Below are 15,173 nucleotides of genomic sequence, written 5' to 3' on the forward strand. Positions count from 1 at the left end.
CGCGTGGCGCTCGGACCGGACCGCTCACGCACCCGCGTGGTCGCCCCCACGGCGTTCGAGTGCGCGACGAACTCGTCGGATGCGCCGCCTACGGCGCCTGCGTCGGCTTGGGCGCGAGCGCCTGCACCATCAGCTCACCGAGCTGCTGCGGCGCCGTGAACATCGGCCAGTGGCCGGTCTCGAGCCCGACGATGGAGAGTTCCTCGGTCGCGACGAGCTCGGCCGCCCAGGCCTGGTGGTCCGCCACCATCGCCAGCAGCTCGGCGGCGGGGATCTCGCAGGTGATGATCGTCGCGGGGATCGTGTGCCGTGCGGGGTCGGCGTAGTGGAACCGGTCCGACGGCACCGAGGCCGGCTCGGGGATCGCCCGGTGCTCGACGTCCTGCCGGACCTCGGGCGTCATGCCCCGGACGGTGGCGGGTTCCCAGATGTCCCACGACGGCAGCGGTACGACCCCGTCGACCACGGGCAGCTCGTCGTTGACGCACCCGCCCTCGGGCCCCGGGAACGTGTCGACGTAGAGCAGGTGCGCGACGAGCGACGGGCGCTGGTCGGCGGCCATGTACGCGATCGGCCCGGCACCCGAGTGTCCGGCCAGCACGACCGGCTCGTCGGCGGACGCGACGTCGTCCAGGATCGCGACCAACGCGGCGACCTGCTCGTCGAGCGTGTCGCCGTCGCGCGTGACCGCCTGCACCGAGTGCCCGGCCTCGCGGAGCACCGGGGCGACGTCGTCCCACGCGCTCGCGTCGAGCCAGAACCCGGGGACCAGGATGACGTGCATGCGGGGCAGGTTACTCGTCGGTGGCGGCGGTCGCTCGGGCTGCCGTGCAGACGGCGCACTCGCCGAAGATGTCGACGACGTGGCTGGCGTTGGTGAACCCGTTGGCGGCGGCGACGTCCTGCGCCCACTGCTCCACCGGGTCCGCTTCGATCTCGACGGTCCGGCCGCAGTTCCGGCAGATCAGGTGGTGGTGGTGCGCGTCCGTCGTGCACGCGCGGTACAGCGATTCGCCGTCCTGCTGCAGCGAGTCGGCGTCGCCCTCGGTGGCCAGGTCGGCGAGTGCCCGGTAGACCGTGGCCAGTCCGATGGTCGAGCCCTCGTCCCGCAGGTGCTGGTGCAGCGCCTGCGCGCTGACGAACCCCTCGGTGGAGTCGAGGGCACCGCGCACCGCTTCGCGCTGCCACGTGTTCCGCTTGGTCTTCTGCACGGCGTTCATGCTGACACCTCTTCCTTCCGACCGGCTGTCGACGTCGTCCCTGCCTGGAGGCCCGGCTCGCCCCCGCCACGCTGGTTCCGGCCGGCAACGCGGTTGCGTCCCCGCCTGTCGCGTCGCGACCCGATGATCCGGCAGACCACCCAGATCGCGAACGAGATCGTCGTCACGTACGGGCTGATCGGCAGGCCGCCGCCCAGTGCGAGCAGGATGCCACCGACGACCGACGTCACCGCGAACACCGTCGACAGCACCGGCACGACGACCGGGTGCGAGCTGAGGCGCAGGGCCGCGGCCGCCGGGGTGACGAGCAGGGACAGCACGAGCAACGCACCGACGATCTGCACCGACACGGCGGTGGCCAGTCCGAGCACGAGCATGAACACGATCGCGAGGGTGCGCACCGGGATGCCCGCGGCCGCAGCCACGTCGGGGTCGACCGAGGCGAACATCAGCGGGCGCCAGATGACGAGCAGCGTCGCCACGACGATCGCGGCGACCACGATCAGGAACGTCAGCTGCGGGTTGTCGACCGAGACGATCTGCCCGGTGAGCAACCCGAACTTGTTGGCGGCCCGGCCCTTGTAGAGCGCCAGGCAGAGGATGCCGAGCCCGAGCCCGAACGGCATGAGGACGGCGATGATCGAGTTGCGTTCCCGGGCACGCGACCCGAGGACGCCGATGAGCAGGGCGGCGATGACCGACCCGACGAGTGAGCCGGAGACGACGTTCACCCCGAGCAGCAGCGAGGCACTGGCCCCGGCGAACGAGAGCTCCGAGATGCCGTGCACGGCGAAGGGCATGTTCCGGGCGACGACGAACGGGCCGATGAGCCCGCCGACGATGCCGAGCACCGCGCCGGCCCAGATCGAGTTCTGCACCAGCACGAGGAGCTGGCCGTAGTCCTGGAACGAGAAGACGGTCGACAGCACGTCCATCAGATCCGCCCTTCGTCCGGCTGGTCGGCGTGCGGGTCGACCTCGCCCGGGTGGTGCTCGTGGGCCTCGTTCGCCCCGACGATGACGATGCGTCCCATGGTGCGGACGACGTCGACGGGCGTGCCGTACAGGTCGCTCAGGACGTCGGCGCGCAGGACCTCGTCCGGGGAACCGATCCGGAACCGACCCCCGGCGATGTAGAGCACGCGGTCGACGACGTCGAGGATCGGGTTCACGTCGTGCGTCACGAAGAGCACGGCGGCCTCGCGCTGCCGGCGCTCGCGGTCGATGAGCTCGGTGATCCCGCGCTGGTGCCGCAGGTCGAGCGAGATCAGGGGTTCGTCGCACAGCAGCAGGGCGGGGTCGGCGGCGATGGCCTGCCCGACGCGGGTGCGCTGCTGTTCGCCGCCGGAGAGCTCGGCGACGGGGGCGTCCGCGAAGGCGGTGGCGCCGACCTCGTCGAGGACCCGGTCGATGCGCATCCGATCGGCCTTCGACGCACGTCGGATGCCCCACCGGTGCCCGGTCACGCCCTGGGCGATCATGTCCCGCGCGCGCAGGGGCGTCCCCGCCTCCATCAGACGCTGCTGCGGGATGTAGCCGATCTTCCGGTGGCCGCGGTGCACCGGCTGCCCGAGGAACGACATCGTGCCGCTCGTCAGCCGCTGCTGCCCGAGGACGGTGCGGAGCAGTGAGGTCTTGCCGGCGCCGTTCGGACCGAGGACCGCGACGAACTCCCCCGGCGCGAGGTCGAGGTCGAGGCCTGCCCAGAGCTTCCGGGCGCCGTAGGACAACCCGGCGTCGCGGAGCGCGAGGACCGGACGAGCCGCAGCCCGGTCGTCCACCGTGGTGGTCGCCGGGCCGTGGGTCGCCGCTGCTGCGGTCGAGGTCGTCACTTCTGGAGCGCTGCCTTCACCGCGTCGATGTTCGCCTGCTGCCACGAGACGTAATCCTGCCCCTTGGGGAGCGTCTCCGTGACACCGACGACGGGGATGTCGTTCTGCTCGGCCGCCTTCTGGACCTGTTCGGTCTCGGGGCTCGACGCCTGGTTGTTGTAGGCGAGCAGCTGCACGCGCTTGCCGGTGAACAGCGCGAGGGTGTCGCGGAGGGCCGCCGGCGGGACGTCGTCGCCTTCCTCGATGGCCTCGGAGAAGTCCGGCGGGGTCTCGTTCTCGAGCCCCATCGCGTCGAACAGGTACCCCGGCACCGGCTCGGTGTACGCCACCTTGTCGCCGGAGTCCTGCTTCTTGACGGCGTCGGTCTGGGCCTCGAGGTCCTCGAGCTTGGTGGTGAGCGTGGCGGCGTTCTTCTCGAAGGCGTCCTTGCCGCTCTCGTCGAGCGCGCTGAGGTCCTTCGTGACCGCCTCGACCAGCTTCACCATCGTCGGGTAGCTGTAGAAGACGTGCTCGTTGAACTCGGCACTGCCGCCCTTGTCGAGGCCGGAGAGCTTCACGACGTTGATCGTGTCGGCCTTGGTGTCCGAGGCGTTCGCGAGCGTCGTCATGAAGTCGTCGTACCCGCCACCGTTCTCGATGAGCAGGTCGGCCTTGGAAACGGAGAGCTGGGTGCGGGCGCTCGACTCGAACGAGTGCGGGTCCTGCGACGGGTCGCTCAGGATGCTCGTCACGGTGACGGCGTCGCCACCGATCGTCTTGACGATCGAGCCGTAGACGTTGGTGGAGGCGACGACGTTGACCGTGCCGTCACCGCTGGCCTCCCCCGAGGCGGACGAGGTGGCGCACCCGGTCAGGGCGAGCGCGGCGGCGCCGGCGACGAGCGGGAGGGCGAGGAGGCGGTTGTGCATGGCACGACGCTAACGCCTACTGATAACGATTGTCAAAACCGCTATGAGGGCTCTCAGCGCGACCAGGAGACGGACGGGAGGCCCGGTGCCAGCTAGCACCGGGCCTCCCGTCCGTCGGAACGCGCGTCTACGGCTTGGTGGCCGCGTCGATCGTGTTCTCGGCGATCGTGTCCTCTTCACGCCCGGGGGTGCGGAGGTTCCACTTCTTGATCACGAAACTGAACAGGAAGTAGTAGACGACCGCGTAGCCGAGGCCGATCGGGATGAGCCAGATCGCCCCGTCCGCCTTGCCGAAGTTCAGCACGTAGTCGATCGCACCGGCCGAGAACGAGAACCCGTCGTGGATCCCGAGGGCGTTCACCAGGGCCAGCGAGGTACCCGTGAGCACCGCGTGGATGACGTACAGCGGGAACGCCACGAACATGAACGAGTACTCGAGCGGCTCGGTGATGCCCGTGACGAACGAGGTCAGCGCGGCGGAGATCATGATGCCGCCGACGAGCTTGCGGTTCTGCGGCTTGGCGTTGCGCCAGATCGCGAGGGCACCGGCGGGCAGTGCGAACATCATGATCGGGAAGAAGCCGGTCTGGAAGATGCCGGCGGTCGGGTCGCCGTTGAGGAAGCGTGCGATGTCGCCGTGGTAGATCACGCCGTCCGCGCCGGTGAAGCTGCCGAGCTGGAACCACGGGAAGAAGTTGAGCAGCTGGTGCAGCCCGATCGGGATGAGCATGCGGTTCACGAAGCCGAAGATGCCGCCACCGATCACGGCGTTGTCGGCCACGGCTGTACCCGCCGCGGTCAGCGCGATGTCGAAGTAGCGGTACACGAACGACATCGCGACGGCGATGACGAGACCCGCGACCGCGGTGAGGATGGGGACGAGGCGACGGCCCGAGAAGAACCCGAGGAAGTCGGGCATCTTCGTGCGGTGGAACTTCTCCCACATGACCGCGGAGACGAGCCCCATCACGATGCCGCCGAGCACCCCGAAGTTGATCATCGCCTGGTCGCCGTTGGCGTCCTTCACACCGTCGAGGACGATCGGCGACATCACCTTCCAGACCTCGAACATGACCATGTAGCCGACGACCGCCGCGAGCGCGGTGGTGCCGTCGGACTTCTTCGCCCAGCCGATCGCGATGCCCACCGCGAAGAGCAGCGGCAGCCAGTTGAAGACACCGTTTCCCGCCGCCGAGATGACTCCGGCCCACTGGCCGAAGCCGGGGATCGCCCCGAGGAGGTCGGGCTGGCCGATGCGGAGCAGGATGCCCGCTGCAGGCATGACCGCGATCGGCAGGAGCAGGCTCCGTCCGAGGCGCTGGGCCTGTGCGAACAGCCGTGACTGCTTCTTCGGCTTCTTCTTCTCCGGCACATCCGTGGCAGTGGTGGCGCTCATCGGAGGTCCTCTCGTCATTGGGTGGAGCTGTCGGGGTGAGTTGAGTCGTGCAGCCAGCGCAGGTAACCTCGGCGGTGTCGCCAGGTCCGGTCCTGTCCGGTCATGACCAGTTCCGTAGTCTGATCCGCGAGCGGTCCGGTGTCAACCTGCGACGCAAACCCTTAACGAGGAGGAAACGATGGCCGACATCAAGGCAGCCGACATCATCGCCGCACTCGGCGGTGCCGAGAACATCGAAGAGGTCGAGGGCTGCATCACGCGCCTCCGTGTCGAGGTCGAGGACGGGGACCTGGTCGACAAGGCCGCCCTGCAGGCAGCCGGGGCCCAGGCGGTCATCGGCGGCGGCACCGGCTGGCAGGTCATCGTCGGCACGGTCGCCGACAACCTCGCCCAGGACATCCAGGACGAACTGTGACCGTCGTCCGCACCCCGTTCGCCGGCCCGGTCGTCGCCCTCGCCGACGTGCCCGACCCGGTGTTCGCCGGGCAGCTCGTCGGTGCCGGCGTCGCGGTCGACCCCACGGGCGTCGAGGGCGCGGTCACCGCGGTGGCCCCGGTCGACGGCACCATCGTGAAGCTGCACCCGCACGCGTTCGCCCTGCAGGGCGCCGCTGGCACCGACGTCCTGGTGCACGTCGGCATCGACACCGTGAAGCTCTCCGGCGAGGGCTTCGAGCTCCTCGCGACCGAGGGCGACACCGTCACCGCCGGTGACCCCGTCGTCCGGTTCACCCCCTCGGTGATCTCAGCAGCCGGGTACTCGCCGATCTGCCCGGTCGTGGTGCTCGGTTCGACGGCGGACAGCGTCGACCAGGGGACCGTCGGCACCACGGTGCTCGACGGCGACACCCTCTTCGAGGTCTAGGGGTTCTTCCTCGTCGAGAGCGACCGTGTGCTGCGGACCACCCGCGGCACACGGTCGCTTTCGCGTTGCTGGACGGACTACGCGACCGCGGGGGTCGCGGTGACCTCCATCTGCACGCGGTAGCGGTCCGATCGGTACCAGCTGCGGGTGTGCTCCACGGGTCGCTCCCCCGCGTACGACACCCGGTCGAACTCGAGCACCGGTGCTCCGGTCTTCGTGCCGAGCAGGGTCGCGACGTCGTCGGCCGCCGGGTTCGCCGCGACGGTCTGCTGCGCGCGGTCGATCGGGGTGCCGTACTCCGTGGCGATGATCGAGTACACCGACCCGGCCAGGTCGTGGTCGAGCAGGCCCGGGAAGGCGTCGGCCACGAGCCAGGCGTCGTCGATCGAGACCGGGGCGCCGTCGGCCATCCGCAGGCGCTTCACGTGGAAGGCCGGCACGTCCTGATCGATCCGCAGGGCCGCGGCGGTGTCGGCCGGCGGCACGCGTTCCTCGCGCACGAGCACCACGGTGGTCGGCTCGTGCCCCATCGCCCGCATCTCCTCGGTGAACGAGGCGAGGTGCAGCGTCGACTGCACGGGCCGGTGCGCGACGAAGGTGCCCTTGCCGCGGACGCGCTCCAGGTACCCCTCGTTCACCAGCTGTCCGAGGGCTTCGCGCACGGTGATCCGGGAGACGCCGTACTCGGCGATGAGCTGGCGTTCGGACGGGATCGCGGCACCGGGAGCCAGGCGGGTCGTGACGAGGTCGAGCAGGATGCGCCGCAGCTGCTGGTGCTTCGGTTCGGCACCCTCGGTGATGCGGCTCGTCATGCGTCCCTCGTGCTCCGTTGCTGGTCCTGGGCGGTGGTCATGCGCGGACATGACCAGTGCCCATCACAGTAGCGAGTCAGGCCGGGAAGACCAACGTGCGCGGTGACGAAGGGACGGAGTCGGTGCTCAGGCGTTGGCGACGAGCCAGGCGAACTGCTCGTCGGAGAGCAGCCGATCGGTCCAGACCTGCCCCTCGACCCCGGCGGCCGCACGGTTCTGCGCTGCGGGAGCCCCCTGCCACACCAGCGACAGCCCGGCACGACGCAGCACGGCTGCAGAAGCAGGGTTGTTCGTGAGCACGCGGCCGGTCACCGGGACGTCCGGAGCGGTGTCGGCGGCGGCACGGGCGGCAGCGAAGGCGATCTCGGACGCGAAGCCCTGCCCCCACGCCGCGGGTGCCAGACGGTAGCCGAGGTTCCAGACCCCACCGGCGGTCATGTCGACCCCGCCCACACCGACGAAGGCGTGGTCGGAGGCGCTGCGGACCGCCCAGGACCCGAGGCCGTGGCGTGCACGACCGCCGATCTTGCGCTGCACCATGTCCACGCTCGAGCTCCGCGCCACGTGCCGGCCGGTGGGCAGGTGCTGCCACGTGCGGGCGTCCGAGAAGAGCGCGTGCACGTCGTCGATGTCGGCCGGGGTCAGCGGCGTGAGCAGGAGGCGATCCGTTCGGATCTCCTGCGAGGGGGTCAGGAGCTGGTGGACCATGCACCGATCATGCCGCCGACCCCCGACATCCGTGTGAACACCACGCGACGTTTGCGGAAGCCCGCAGGAGACCGGCAGCAGGCCGAAGCGCTAGTCGAGCAGGAGTGCCGGTTCCTCGAGCACCGAGGCGACGTCGTGCACGAAGCGGGACGCCACGTCACCGTCGACGACCCGGTGGTCGAACGAGGCACCGATGGTCGTCACCATGCGCGAGCGGACCTCGCCGTCGACGACCCACGGCTTCGGCTTGATCGTGCCCATGGCGACGATCGCGACCTCGCCCGGGTTGAGGATCGGGGTCCCGGTGTCCATGCCGAACACACCGATGTTCGTGATCGACACCGTGCCGTTCGCCATCTGCTTCGGCGTGGTCTTGCCGTCACGGGCGGTCAGGGTGAGCTCCTCGAGCGCCTGTGCCAGCTCGAGCAGCGACATGTCCTGCGCGTCCTTGATGTTCGGCACGATGAGCCCGCGCGGGGTCGCCGCGGCGATGCCGAGGTTCACGAAGTGGTGGACGATGATCTCGCGGTCGGTCCAGGTCGAGTTCACCGAACGGTTCCGGCGGACCGCCCAGATGACGGCCTTCGCGACGATGAGCAGCGGCGAGACCTTCACGCCGGCGAACGTCGGCGAGGCCTTGAGCCGCTTGACGAACTCCATCGTGTGGGTCGCGTCGACGTCGACGAACAGCGACACGTGGGGTGCCGTGAAGGCGGAGGTCGTCATCGCGGTGGCGATGGCCTTGCGGACGCCCTTGACCGGGATCGTCTCGCTGCGGACCTCGCCCCACTCGGGCGTCTCGATGTTCCGGAAGACGCTGGCCTGCTTCGCGTGCCGGATGACGTCGTCGCGGGTGACCTCGCCGGCAAGACCGGTCGCGACGATCTCGGTCAGTTCGACGCCGAGGTCCTTCGCGAGCTTCCGGATCGGCGGCTTCGCCAGGACGTTGGTCGCGGTGCTCTGCTTGTGCGCGGAGCCGGTGCCGAGGGCGCTGATCGCCTCGGCGGTGCTCTCCTCGCCCGGGTCGACGGAGGCTTCCGCCGCCGCGGCGGTGTCCACACTGGAGGCGCGGCTCGCCTCGGCCGCGAGCGCTGCGGCCCGGCGGGCGCCCGGCTTGCGACGGGAGGGCGACGAGGTCGCCGAGCCGTAGCCGACGAGGACGGCACCGGAGGACTCGTCCGTGCCCTGGACGGAGGCGTCGACCGCGACCGGCTGGACCGGCGCCGCCGGCGCGGCGGCAGGGGCGGCAGGGGCGGGCGCTGCCGGTGCGGGGGCAGCGGCGCGTGCCGGCACCGCCGCGGGAGCGGGAGGGGTCTGCGCGACCGGAGCCGACGGGGCGGCAGCGGTCTGCGGGGTGGACGCGACCACGGGCGAGACCGGGGCGGACTCGGCGACGGGCGCCGCGCCTCCCGACTGTTCCGCAGGCGGCGTGAGGGCCGCTCCGGACGCGACCGACGCGTCCGAGTCGACGCGGATGATCGGCTTGCCGACTTCGACCGTGTCACCCTCGGACACGAGCAGGCCGGTGACGGTGCCGGCGAACGGCGACGGCAGCTCGACGAGCGACTTCGCGGTCTCGATCTCGACGAGCACCTGGTCGACGGCGATCTCGTCCCCGATCGCGACGCGCCACTGCACGATCTCGGCCTCGGTGAGACCTTCACCCACGTCGGGCAGGGGGAATTCGGCGGCGGCCACTACGGCTCCTTCGCGGATCTGGTCGAGCTCGGTCGGACGGGTCAGTAGGCGAGGGCGCGGTCGACGGCCTCGAGGATGCGGTCGGCATCCGGCAGGTGCAGGTGCTCGAGCTTCGACACCGGGAACGGCACGTCGAAGCCGGAGACCCGGAGCGGCGGTGCCTGCATCGTGTAGAACGCCCGCTCGGCGACGGTCGCGGCGATCTCGCTGCCGACGCTGACGAAGCCGGAGGCCTCTTGTGCGATGACCAGGCGACCGGTCTTGCGGACGGAGACCAGCAGCGGCTCCCAGTCGATCGGCGAGATCGAGCGGAGGTCGATGACCTCGCAGCTGGTGCCCTCGGCCTCGGCGATGTCCGCCGCCTGCATCAGGGTGGCGACCATCGCGCCGTGCCCGACGAGCGTGACCTCGGTGCCGGTGCGGGCGACGCGGGTCGTGTGCATCGGGACGTGGCCGTCGACCAGGTCCACCTGGCCCTTGGGCCAGTAGCGGGACTTCGGCTCGAGGAAGACCACCGGGTCCTTCGACGCGATGGCTTCCTGGATCATCCAGTAGGCGTCGTTCGGGGTGCTCGGGCTGACGACCCGCAGGCCCGGGGTGTGCGCGAAGTACGTCTCCGGGGACTCCTGGTGGTGCTCCACGGCACCGATGTGGCCGCCGTAGGGGATGCGGATGACGACGGGCAGCGACATGTGTGCCGGCAGGCGGTTCGCCATCTTCGCGAGCTGCGAGGTGATCTGGTCGAAGCCGGGCCACACGAAGCCGTCGAACTGGATCTCGACGACCGGGCGGTAGCCGCGCAGGGCGAGGCCGATCGCGGTGCCGATGATGCCGGCCTCGGCGAGCGGGGTGTCCCGCACGCGCTCGGCGCCGAAGCGGTCCTGCAGGCCCTCGGTGATGCGGAAGACGCCGCCCAGCTGGCCGATGTCCTCGCCCATCAGCAGGACCTTGTCGTCCGCTTCCATGGCCGCGGCGAGCCCGGCGTTCAGGGCCTTGGCCATCGGCAGGGTCGGGGTGGGGTCACTCGGGACCTCGCCGGCGCCCGGGTGGGACCGCAGGGTGTAGTCGAAGAGCTGCTCGGTGGTGCTCATGCGTGGGCGCCCCCTTCGAAGCCGGCCTCGTACTGGGCGAGCCAGGCCTTCTGCTCGGCGATCCGCGGGTGCGGCTCGCGGTACACGTTGTCGAACATGACGTCGACGGACGGTGCGGTCAGGGCGACGGTGCGACGTCGGACGTCGGCGGCGATGTCCTCGCCCTCTTCGTCGAACGCGGCGAACTGCTCGTCCGTCGCACCCTTCGAGCGCAGGTACGCCTCGGACCGGACGATCGGGTCGCGGAGGACCCATTCCTCGAGCTCGCCGTCGGCGCGGTACCGGCTCGGGTCGTCGGAGCTGGTGTGCGCACCGATGCGGTAGGTGTCGGCCTCGATGAAGGCCGGTCCCTGGCCGCTGCGGGCGTGCTCGGTCGCGACGACCGAGGCCGTGTAGGACGCGAGGATGTCGTTGCCGTCGATCAGGACACTCGGGATCCCGAAGCCGCGCGGGCGGTCGACGAGCGGCGTCGGGGACTGCACCGACACCGGCACCGAGATGGCCCAGTGGTTGTTCTGCAGGAAGAAGACGACCGGGGCCTTGGTCGACGCGGAGAACACGAAGGCCTCGTTCACGTCGCCCTGGCTGGTGGCGCCGTCGCCGAAGTAGACGATCGAGCAGGCGTCGCGGTCCGGGTCGCCCGTGCCGACGTCGCCGTCGAGCTTCTGGCCGAGCGCGTACCCGGTGGCGTGCAGGGTCTGCGAGCCGATCACCAGGGTGGAGATGTGCGTGTTGCCGCGCTGGTCCGGGTCCCACCCGCCGTGGGTCTGCCCGCGGTACATCGCGATGATCTCCATCGGCTCGACGCCGCGGTGCATCGTGACGGCGTGCTCGCGGTAGGACGGGAACACGTGGTCCTGGGCGCGCAGGGCGAAGGCCGAGCCGGTCTGCGCGGCCTCTTGTCCGTGGCTGGGCACCCACAGGCCGAGCTGGCCGGTGCGCTGGAGGTTGTGGCCGGCGTGGTCGAACCGACGGGTCAGCACCATGCGGCGGTGCATCGCCAGCAGGGTCTCGTCGGGGATCGCCCGCGCGGCGGCGGCGAACTCGGCGTTCTCGTCGGTCTCCACGAACCGACCCTCGGGGTCGAGGAGCCGGACGGTGGTCGTCGCGGGAGCCGCGGCGCGGAATGACATGCGGGCCAGCGTAGCGCCAGGCACTAGTCGGCCACCTGGAGGTCCCCCACAAGTGAGCGGGCTGTTTGGAGGAGCGTTTCCACAGCTTCGTGCTCGCCGATCGAGATGCGGATGCCCTCTGGCGGGAAGGCCCGGACGATGATGCCGGCGTCCTCGAACGCGGCCGCAGCGGTGGCCGTCCGCTCGCCCGTCGGCAGCCAGAGGAAGTTGCCCTGGGCGTCGGGGACGTCCCAGCCCTGGGCACGGAGCTCGACGACGATCCGGTCGCGCAGGGCCGCGATCTCGGTCACGCGCTCGAGCAGCTCGGCCTCGCGTTCCAGGCTGGCGAGCGCCGCCGCCTGGCCCTGGGCGGTCACGGACAGCGGGATCGCGCAGGCACGGACGGCGTCGAGCACGTAGTCCGGACCGAGCGCGTAGCCCACCCGGAGCCCGGCGAGCCCGTACGCCTTCGAGAAGGTGCGGAGGACCACGAGGTTGGGGTGCGCGGCGAGCAGCGGGTGGCCGTGCACGGCGGCCTCGTCGGTCACGAACTCGGCGTATGCCTCGTCGAGCACGACCAGCACCGACTGCGGCACCGCGGCCATGAACGCGTCGAACTCCGCGGCGGTCACGATCGGCCCCGTCGGGTTGTTCGGCGAGCAGACGAGCACCATGCGGGTGCGCTCGGTGACGGCCGCGGCCATCGCGTCGAGGTCGTGCCCACCGTCGGCGCGGTTCGGCACCTGCACGCTGGTGGCGCCGGCGACCGTGACGACGCCCGGGTACGCCTCGAACGAGCGCCACGCGTAGACGATCTCGTCACCGGGGCCGGAGGTCGCGCGGGCGAGTTCGTGCAGGATCGCGACGCTGCCCGGGGCGACGTGCACCTGCTCGGCGGTCAACCCGAAGCGGTTGGCCAGCACGGCGCGCAGGGCGAGGGCGGTGGCGTCGGGGTAGCGGTTGTACGAGGTCTGTGCCTGCACGGCCTCGACGACCCCGGGGAGCGGCGGGAACGGGTTCTCGTTGCTCGACAGCTTGAAGGCGGAGTCGGACGCCTGTCGCCCCTGCTTGTACGCGGGGAGGACGGCCACCTCGGGCCGGATGTGCACACGCTGCTCGCTCACGGGTTCAGGCTACCGGCAGGCCCACGGCACCCACGAGGGGAAGCGAGGGCATCATGGGCGCATGCGATTCCTCGTCCGCCTCGTCGTCAACGCCCTCGCGCTCTGGCTCACCACGCTGATCGTCAGCGGCGTCTCCGTCACGCCGTTCGGTGACGGCGGGACCACCGCGACCGTCCTCACCTTCCTGCTCGTGGCGTTCGTGTTCGGTCTCGTGAACGCGGTGATCGGCACGGTCATCCGGATCGTGGCGTTCCCGATCTACATCCTCACGCTTGGGCTCATCTCGTTCGTCGTGAACGCGATCCTGCTGCTCATCGTCGCGGGCATCTCGGACGCGTTCGGCTTCGGGCTCGAGGTCGACTCCTTCGGCTGGGGCATCGTCGGTGCCTTCGTGCTCGCGGTCTTCGCCTGGCTGATCGGGCTCTTCGCCCGCCCGGTGCTCAACCGCCAGCGGGCGTGACCCCGGCGGGCCTCGCGGAGGACCCCGCCCTGCGTCATGATGTGCTCATGACCCAGGACGTCGACGCCCCGTTCCGCGTCTCGTTCGTCTGCAGCGGCAACATCTGCCGCTCCCCCATGGCCGGTGTCGTCTTCGCGCAGATCGCCGCGGACGCCGGCCTCGCCGACCGGTTCCAGGTGGAGTCGGCCGGCACCGGTGACTGGCACGTCGGGGAACCCGCCGACGAGCGCACGATCGCAGCGCTGGCGGCGCGCGGATACGATGGCAGCAGGCATCGCGCCCGTCAGTTCGACCCGGACCGGTTCCCGGACCTCGACCTGGTGGTCGCACTCGACCGCTCCCACGAGCGCATCCTGCGTTCGTGGGCCCCGACCATGGACGACTCCGCCAAGGTGACGCTCCTGTTGCGGTACGACGCCGCCTGGCCCCAGCAGGCCGACGTGCCGGACCCGTACTACGCGGACCGGCACGAGTTCGACCGAGTGCTCTCGACCGTCGAACGGGCCTGCCGGGCGCTCTTCCACCAGCTCGAGCCGGCAGTCCGTCAGGGAGCCCCATGACCCCCCTTCCCCCGCAGCCGATCAGCCCGCTCGACGGGCGCTACTACCCGATCGTGCACACGGTGGGCGAGCACCTCTCCGAGGCCGGCCTCAACCGCGCGCGCATCGTGGTCGAGGTCGAGTGGCTCATCTTCCTGACCGACCACGCGATGTTCACCACCTCGCCGCTCAGCGTGGACGACAAGGCCGCGCTGCGCCGGATCGTCTCGACCTTCGGCCAGGACCAGATCGCGGAGCTCGCCGACATCGAGGCGACGACCCGGCACGACGTCAAGGCCGTCGAGTACTTCGTGCGCCGCCGGCTGTCCGAACTCGGGCTCGACGCGATCGCCGAGCTCACCCACTTCGCCGCCACGAGCGAGGACGTCAACAACCTGTCCTACGCGCTCACGGTGCGGGACACCGTCGACCAGGTCTGGCTGCCCGGCTTCCGCGCCGTGCTCGAGAAGCTCCGGACGCTCGCCGTCGAGCTGAAGAGCGTGCCGATGCTCTCGCACACCCACGGTCAGCCGGCCACCCCGACGACGCTCGGCAAGGAGCTCGCGGTCGTCGTCTACCGGCTCGAGCGCGTGCTCGCCCAGATCGAGGGCGGCGAGTACCTCGGCAAGTTCTCGGGCGCGACCGGCACCTTCTCGGCACACCTCGCCGCGGACCCCGAGGCCGACTGGCCCGCGCTGTCCCGCGAGTTCGTCGAGGGCCTCGGCCTGACGTGGAACCCGCTCACCACGCAGATCGAGTCGCACGACTGGCAGGCCGAGCTCTACGACCGGGTGCGTCACGCCAACCGGATCCTGCACAACCTGGCGACCGACGTGTGGACCTACATCTCGATGGGGTACTTCACGCAGATCCCCGTCGCGGGTGCGACCGGGTCGTCGACGATGCCGCACAAGATCAACCCGATCAAGTTCGAGAACGCCGAGGCGAACCTCGAGATCTCGTCGGCGCTCTTCTCGACGCTGTCCGAGACCCTCGTGACGAGCCGACTGCAGCGCGACCTGACCGACTCCACCACGCAGCGGAACATCGGTGTCGCGTTCGGGCACTCGCTGCTCGCGCTCGACAACCTGCGCCGCGGGCTGGGCGAGATCGCCGTGAACGAGGTCAAGCTCGCCGACGACCTCGACCACAACTGGGAGGTCCTCGCCGAGGCCATCCAGACGGTCATCCGTGCCGAGGTCACCGCCGGGCAGTCGAACATCGAGGACCCCTACGCGATGCTCAAGGAGCTCACGCGGGGCAAGCGGGTGAGCCAGCAGGACCTCATCGTGTTCGTGAACCGTCTGGACATCTCCGACGGCGCGAAGGCCCGGCTGACGAACCTGACGCCGGCGACCTACACGGGCCTGGCGGACGAGCTGGTCGACCACCTCGACGTCTGAGCACGAC

The 15,173-nt window shown here is 70.4% G+C and carries 17 protein-coding genes; 5 read left to right on the forward strand and 12 right to left on the reverse strand.

Translation table 11 applies throughout. From position 1 onward, the window contains the following. Positions 1 to 88: 88 nt before the first annotated feature. The 6 genes from BIU89_RS10000 to BIU89_RS10025 form a co-directional block, all read right to left on the reverse strand. Positions 89 to 784 (reverse strand): alpha/beta fold hydrolase, encoded by a 696-nt coding sequence (locus BIU89_RS10000; RefSeq protein WP_071246243.1) that lies wholly within the window; start codon positions 782 to 784, stop codon positions 89 to 91. 10 nt (positions 785 to 794) lie between these two features. Next, on the reverse strand, positions 795 to 1,220 hold the full coding sequence (locus BIU89_RS10005) for a Fur family transcriptional regulator (RefSeq protein WP_027464954.1): 426 nt from the start codon (positions 1,218 to 1,220) through the stop codon (positions 795 to 797). Continuing rightward, complete coding sequence (locus BIU89_RS10010; RefSeq protein WP_071246245.1) at positions 1,217 to 2,155, reverse strand: metal ABC transporter permease; 939 nt, start codon at positions 2,153 to 2,155, stop codon at positions 1,217 to 1,219. The genes BIU89_RS10005 and BIU89_RS10010 overlap by 4 nt, the downstream gene beginning before the upstream one ends. Beyond that, a complete protein-coding gene (locus BIU89_RS10015; protein ID WP_051596603.1) occupies positions 2,155 to 3,000 on the reverse strand; it encodes a metal ABC transporter ATP-binding protein in 846 nt (281 codons plus the stop codon). The genes BIU89_RS10010 and BIU89_RS10015 overlap by 1 nt, the downstream gene beginning before the upstream one ends. 47 nt (positions 3,001 to 3,047) lie before the next feature. Beyond that, complete coding sequence (locus tag BIU89_RS10020) at positions 3,048 to 3,959, reverse strand: metal ABC transporter solute-binding protein, Zn/Mn family (protein ID WP_071246247.1); 912 nt, start codon at positions 3,957 to 3,959, stop codon at positions 3,048 to 3,050. A 127-nt stretch (positions 3,960 to 4,086) separates the two neighbouring features. Then, complete coding sequence (locus BIU89_RS10025) at positions 4,087 to 5,355, reverse strand: PTS transporter subunit EIIC (RefSeq protein ID WP_071246249.1); 1,269 nt, start codon at positions 5,353 to 5,355, stop codon at positions 4,087 to 4,089. Positions 5,356 to 5,533: 178 nt separating this feature from the next. Here BIU89_RS10025 and BIU89_RS10030 point away from each other — a divergent pair, with 178 nt between their 5' ends. Continuing rightward, the gene (locus tag BIU89_RS10030; RefSeq protein WP_027464959.1) at positions 5,534 to 5,770 is read left to right on the forward strand and encodes a PTS transporter subunit EIIB; all 237 of its coding nucleotides are present in this window, start codon (positions 5,534 to 5,536) and stop codon (positions 5,768 to 5,770) included. Then, on the forward strand, positions 5,767 to 6,219 hold the full coding sequence (locus tag BIU89_RS10035) for a PTS sugar transporter subunit IIA (protein WP_071246251.1): 453 nt from the start codon (positions 5,767 to 5,769) through the stop codon (positions 6,217 to 6,219). The genes BIU89_RS10030 and BIU89_RS10035 overlap by 4 nt, the downstream gene beginning before the upstream one ends. A gap of 77 nt (positions 6,220 to 6,296) precedes the next feature. Here BIU89_RS10035 and BIU89_RS10040 read toward each other — a convergent pair whose 3' ends face one another. The 6 genes from BIU89_RS10040 to BIU89_RS10065 all read right to left on the reverse strand — a co-directional run bounded on the left by BIU89_RS10040 (position 6,297) and on the right by BIU89_RS10065 (position 12,764). Beyond that, complete coding sequence (locus tag BIU89_RS10040; RefSeq protein ID WP_071246253.1) at positions 6,297 to 7,031, reverse strand: GntR family transcriptional regulator; 735 nt, start codon at positions 7,029 to 7,031, stop codon at positions 6,297 to 6,299. Positions 7,032 to 7,157: 126 nt separating this feature from the next. Then, on the reverse strand, positions 7,158 to 7,739 hold the full coding sequence (locus BIU89_RS10045) for a GNAT family N-acetyltransferase (RefSeq protein ID WP_071246255.1): 582 nt from the start codon (positions 7,737 to 7,739) through the stop codon (positions 7,158 to 7,160). A gap of 90 nt (positions 7,740 to 7,829) precedes the next feature. Then, positions 7,830 to 9,437, reverse strand: coding sequence for a dihydrolipoamide acetyltransferase family protein (locus BIU89_RS10050; RefSeq protein ID WP_071246257.1), 1,608 nt, complete (start codon positions 9,435 to 9,437; stop codon positions 7,830 to 7,832). 41 nt (positions 9,438 to 9,478) lie between these two features. Continuing rightward, the gene (locus BIU89_RS10055) at positions 9,479 to 10,438 is read right to left on the reverse strand and encodes an alpha-ketoacid dehydrogenase subunit beta (RefSeq protein WP_071246324.1); all 960 of its coding nucleotides are present in this window, start codon (positions 10,436 to 10,438) and stop codon (positions 9,479 to 9,481) included. A gap of 86 nt (positions 10,439 to 10,524) precedes the next feature. Then, complete coding sequence (locus BIU89_RS10060) at positions 10,525 to 11,661, reverse strand: thiamine pyrophosphate-dependent dehydrogenase E1 component subunit alpha (RefSeq protein WP_027464965.1); 1,137 nt, start codon at positions 11,659 to 11,661, stop codon at positions 10,525 to 10,527. A 23-nt stretch (positions 11,662 to 11,684) separates the two neighbouring features. After that, positions 11,685 to 12,764, reverse strand: a complete 1,080-nt coding sequence (locus tag BIU89_RS10065; protein WP_071246258.1) for a histidinol-phosphate transaminase — start codon at positions 12,762 to 12,764, stop codon at positions 11,685 to 11,687. 61 nt (positions 12,765 to 12,825) lie between these two features. Here BIU89_RS10065 and BIU89_RS10070 point away from each other — a divergent pair, with 61 nt between their 5' ends. From BIU89_RS10070 to purB, 3 genes are read left to right on the forward strand one after another with little or no spacing between them, the layout of a single operon-like run. Continuing rightward, positions 12,826 to 13,224, forward strand: coding sequence for a phage holin family protein (locus BIU89_RS10070; protein ID WP_027464967.1), 399 nt, complete (start codon positions 12,826 to 12,828; stop codon positions 13,222 to 13,224). Between the two features lie 47 nt (positions 13,225 to 13,271). Then, the gene (locus BIU89_RS10075; protein WP_017886476.1) at positions 13,272 to 13,784 is read left to right on the forward strand and encodes a low molecular weight protein-tyrosine-phosphatase; all 513 of its coding nucleotides are present in this window, start codon (positions 13,272 to 13,274) and stop codon (positions 13,782 to 13,784) included. Beyond that, positions 13,781 to 15,166, forward strand: a complete 1,386-nt coding sequence (gene purB, locus BIU89_RS10080) for an adenylosuccinate lyase (RefSeq protein ID WP_071246260.1) — start codon at positions 13,781 to 13,783, stop codon at positions 15,164 to 15,166. Before BIU89_RS10075 ends, purB begins: the two co-directional genes overlap by 4 nt. Positions 15,167 to 15,173: the final 7 nt, after the last annotated feature.

This window comes from Curtobacterium sp. MCBA15_005 (genome assembly GCF_001864855.1).
GTDB lineage: Bacteria > Actinomycetota > Actinomycetes > Actinomycetales > Microbacteriaceae > Curtobacterium > Curtobacterium flaccumfaciens.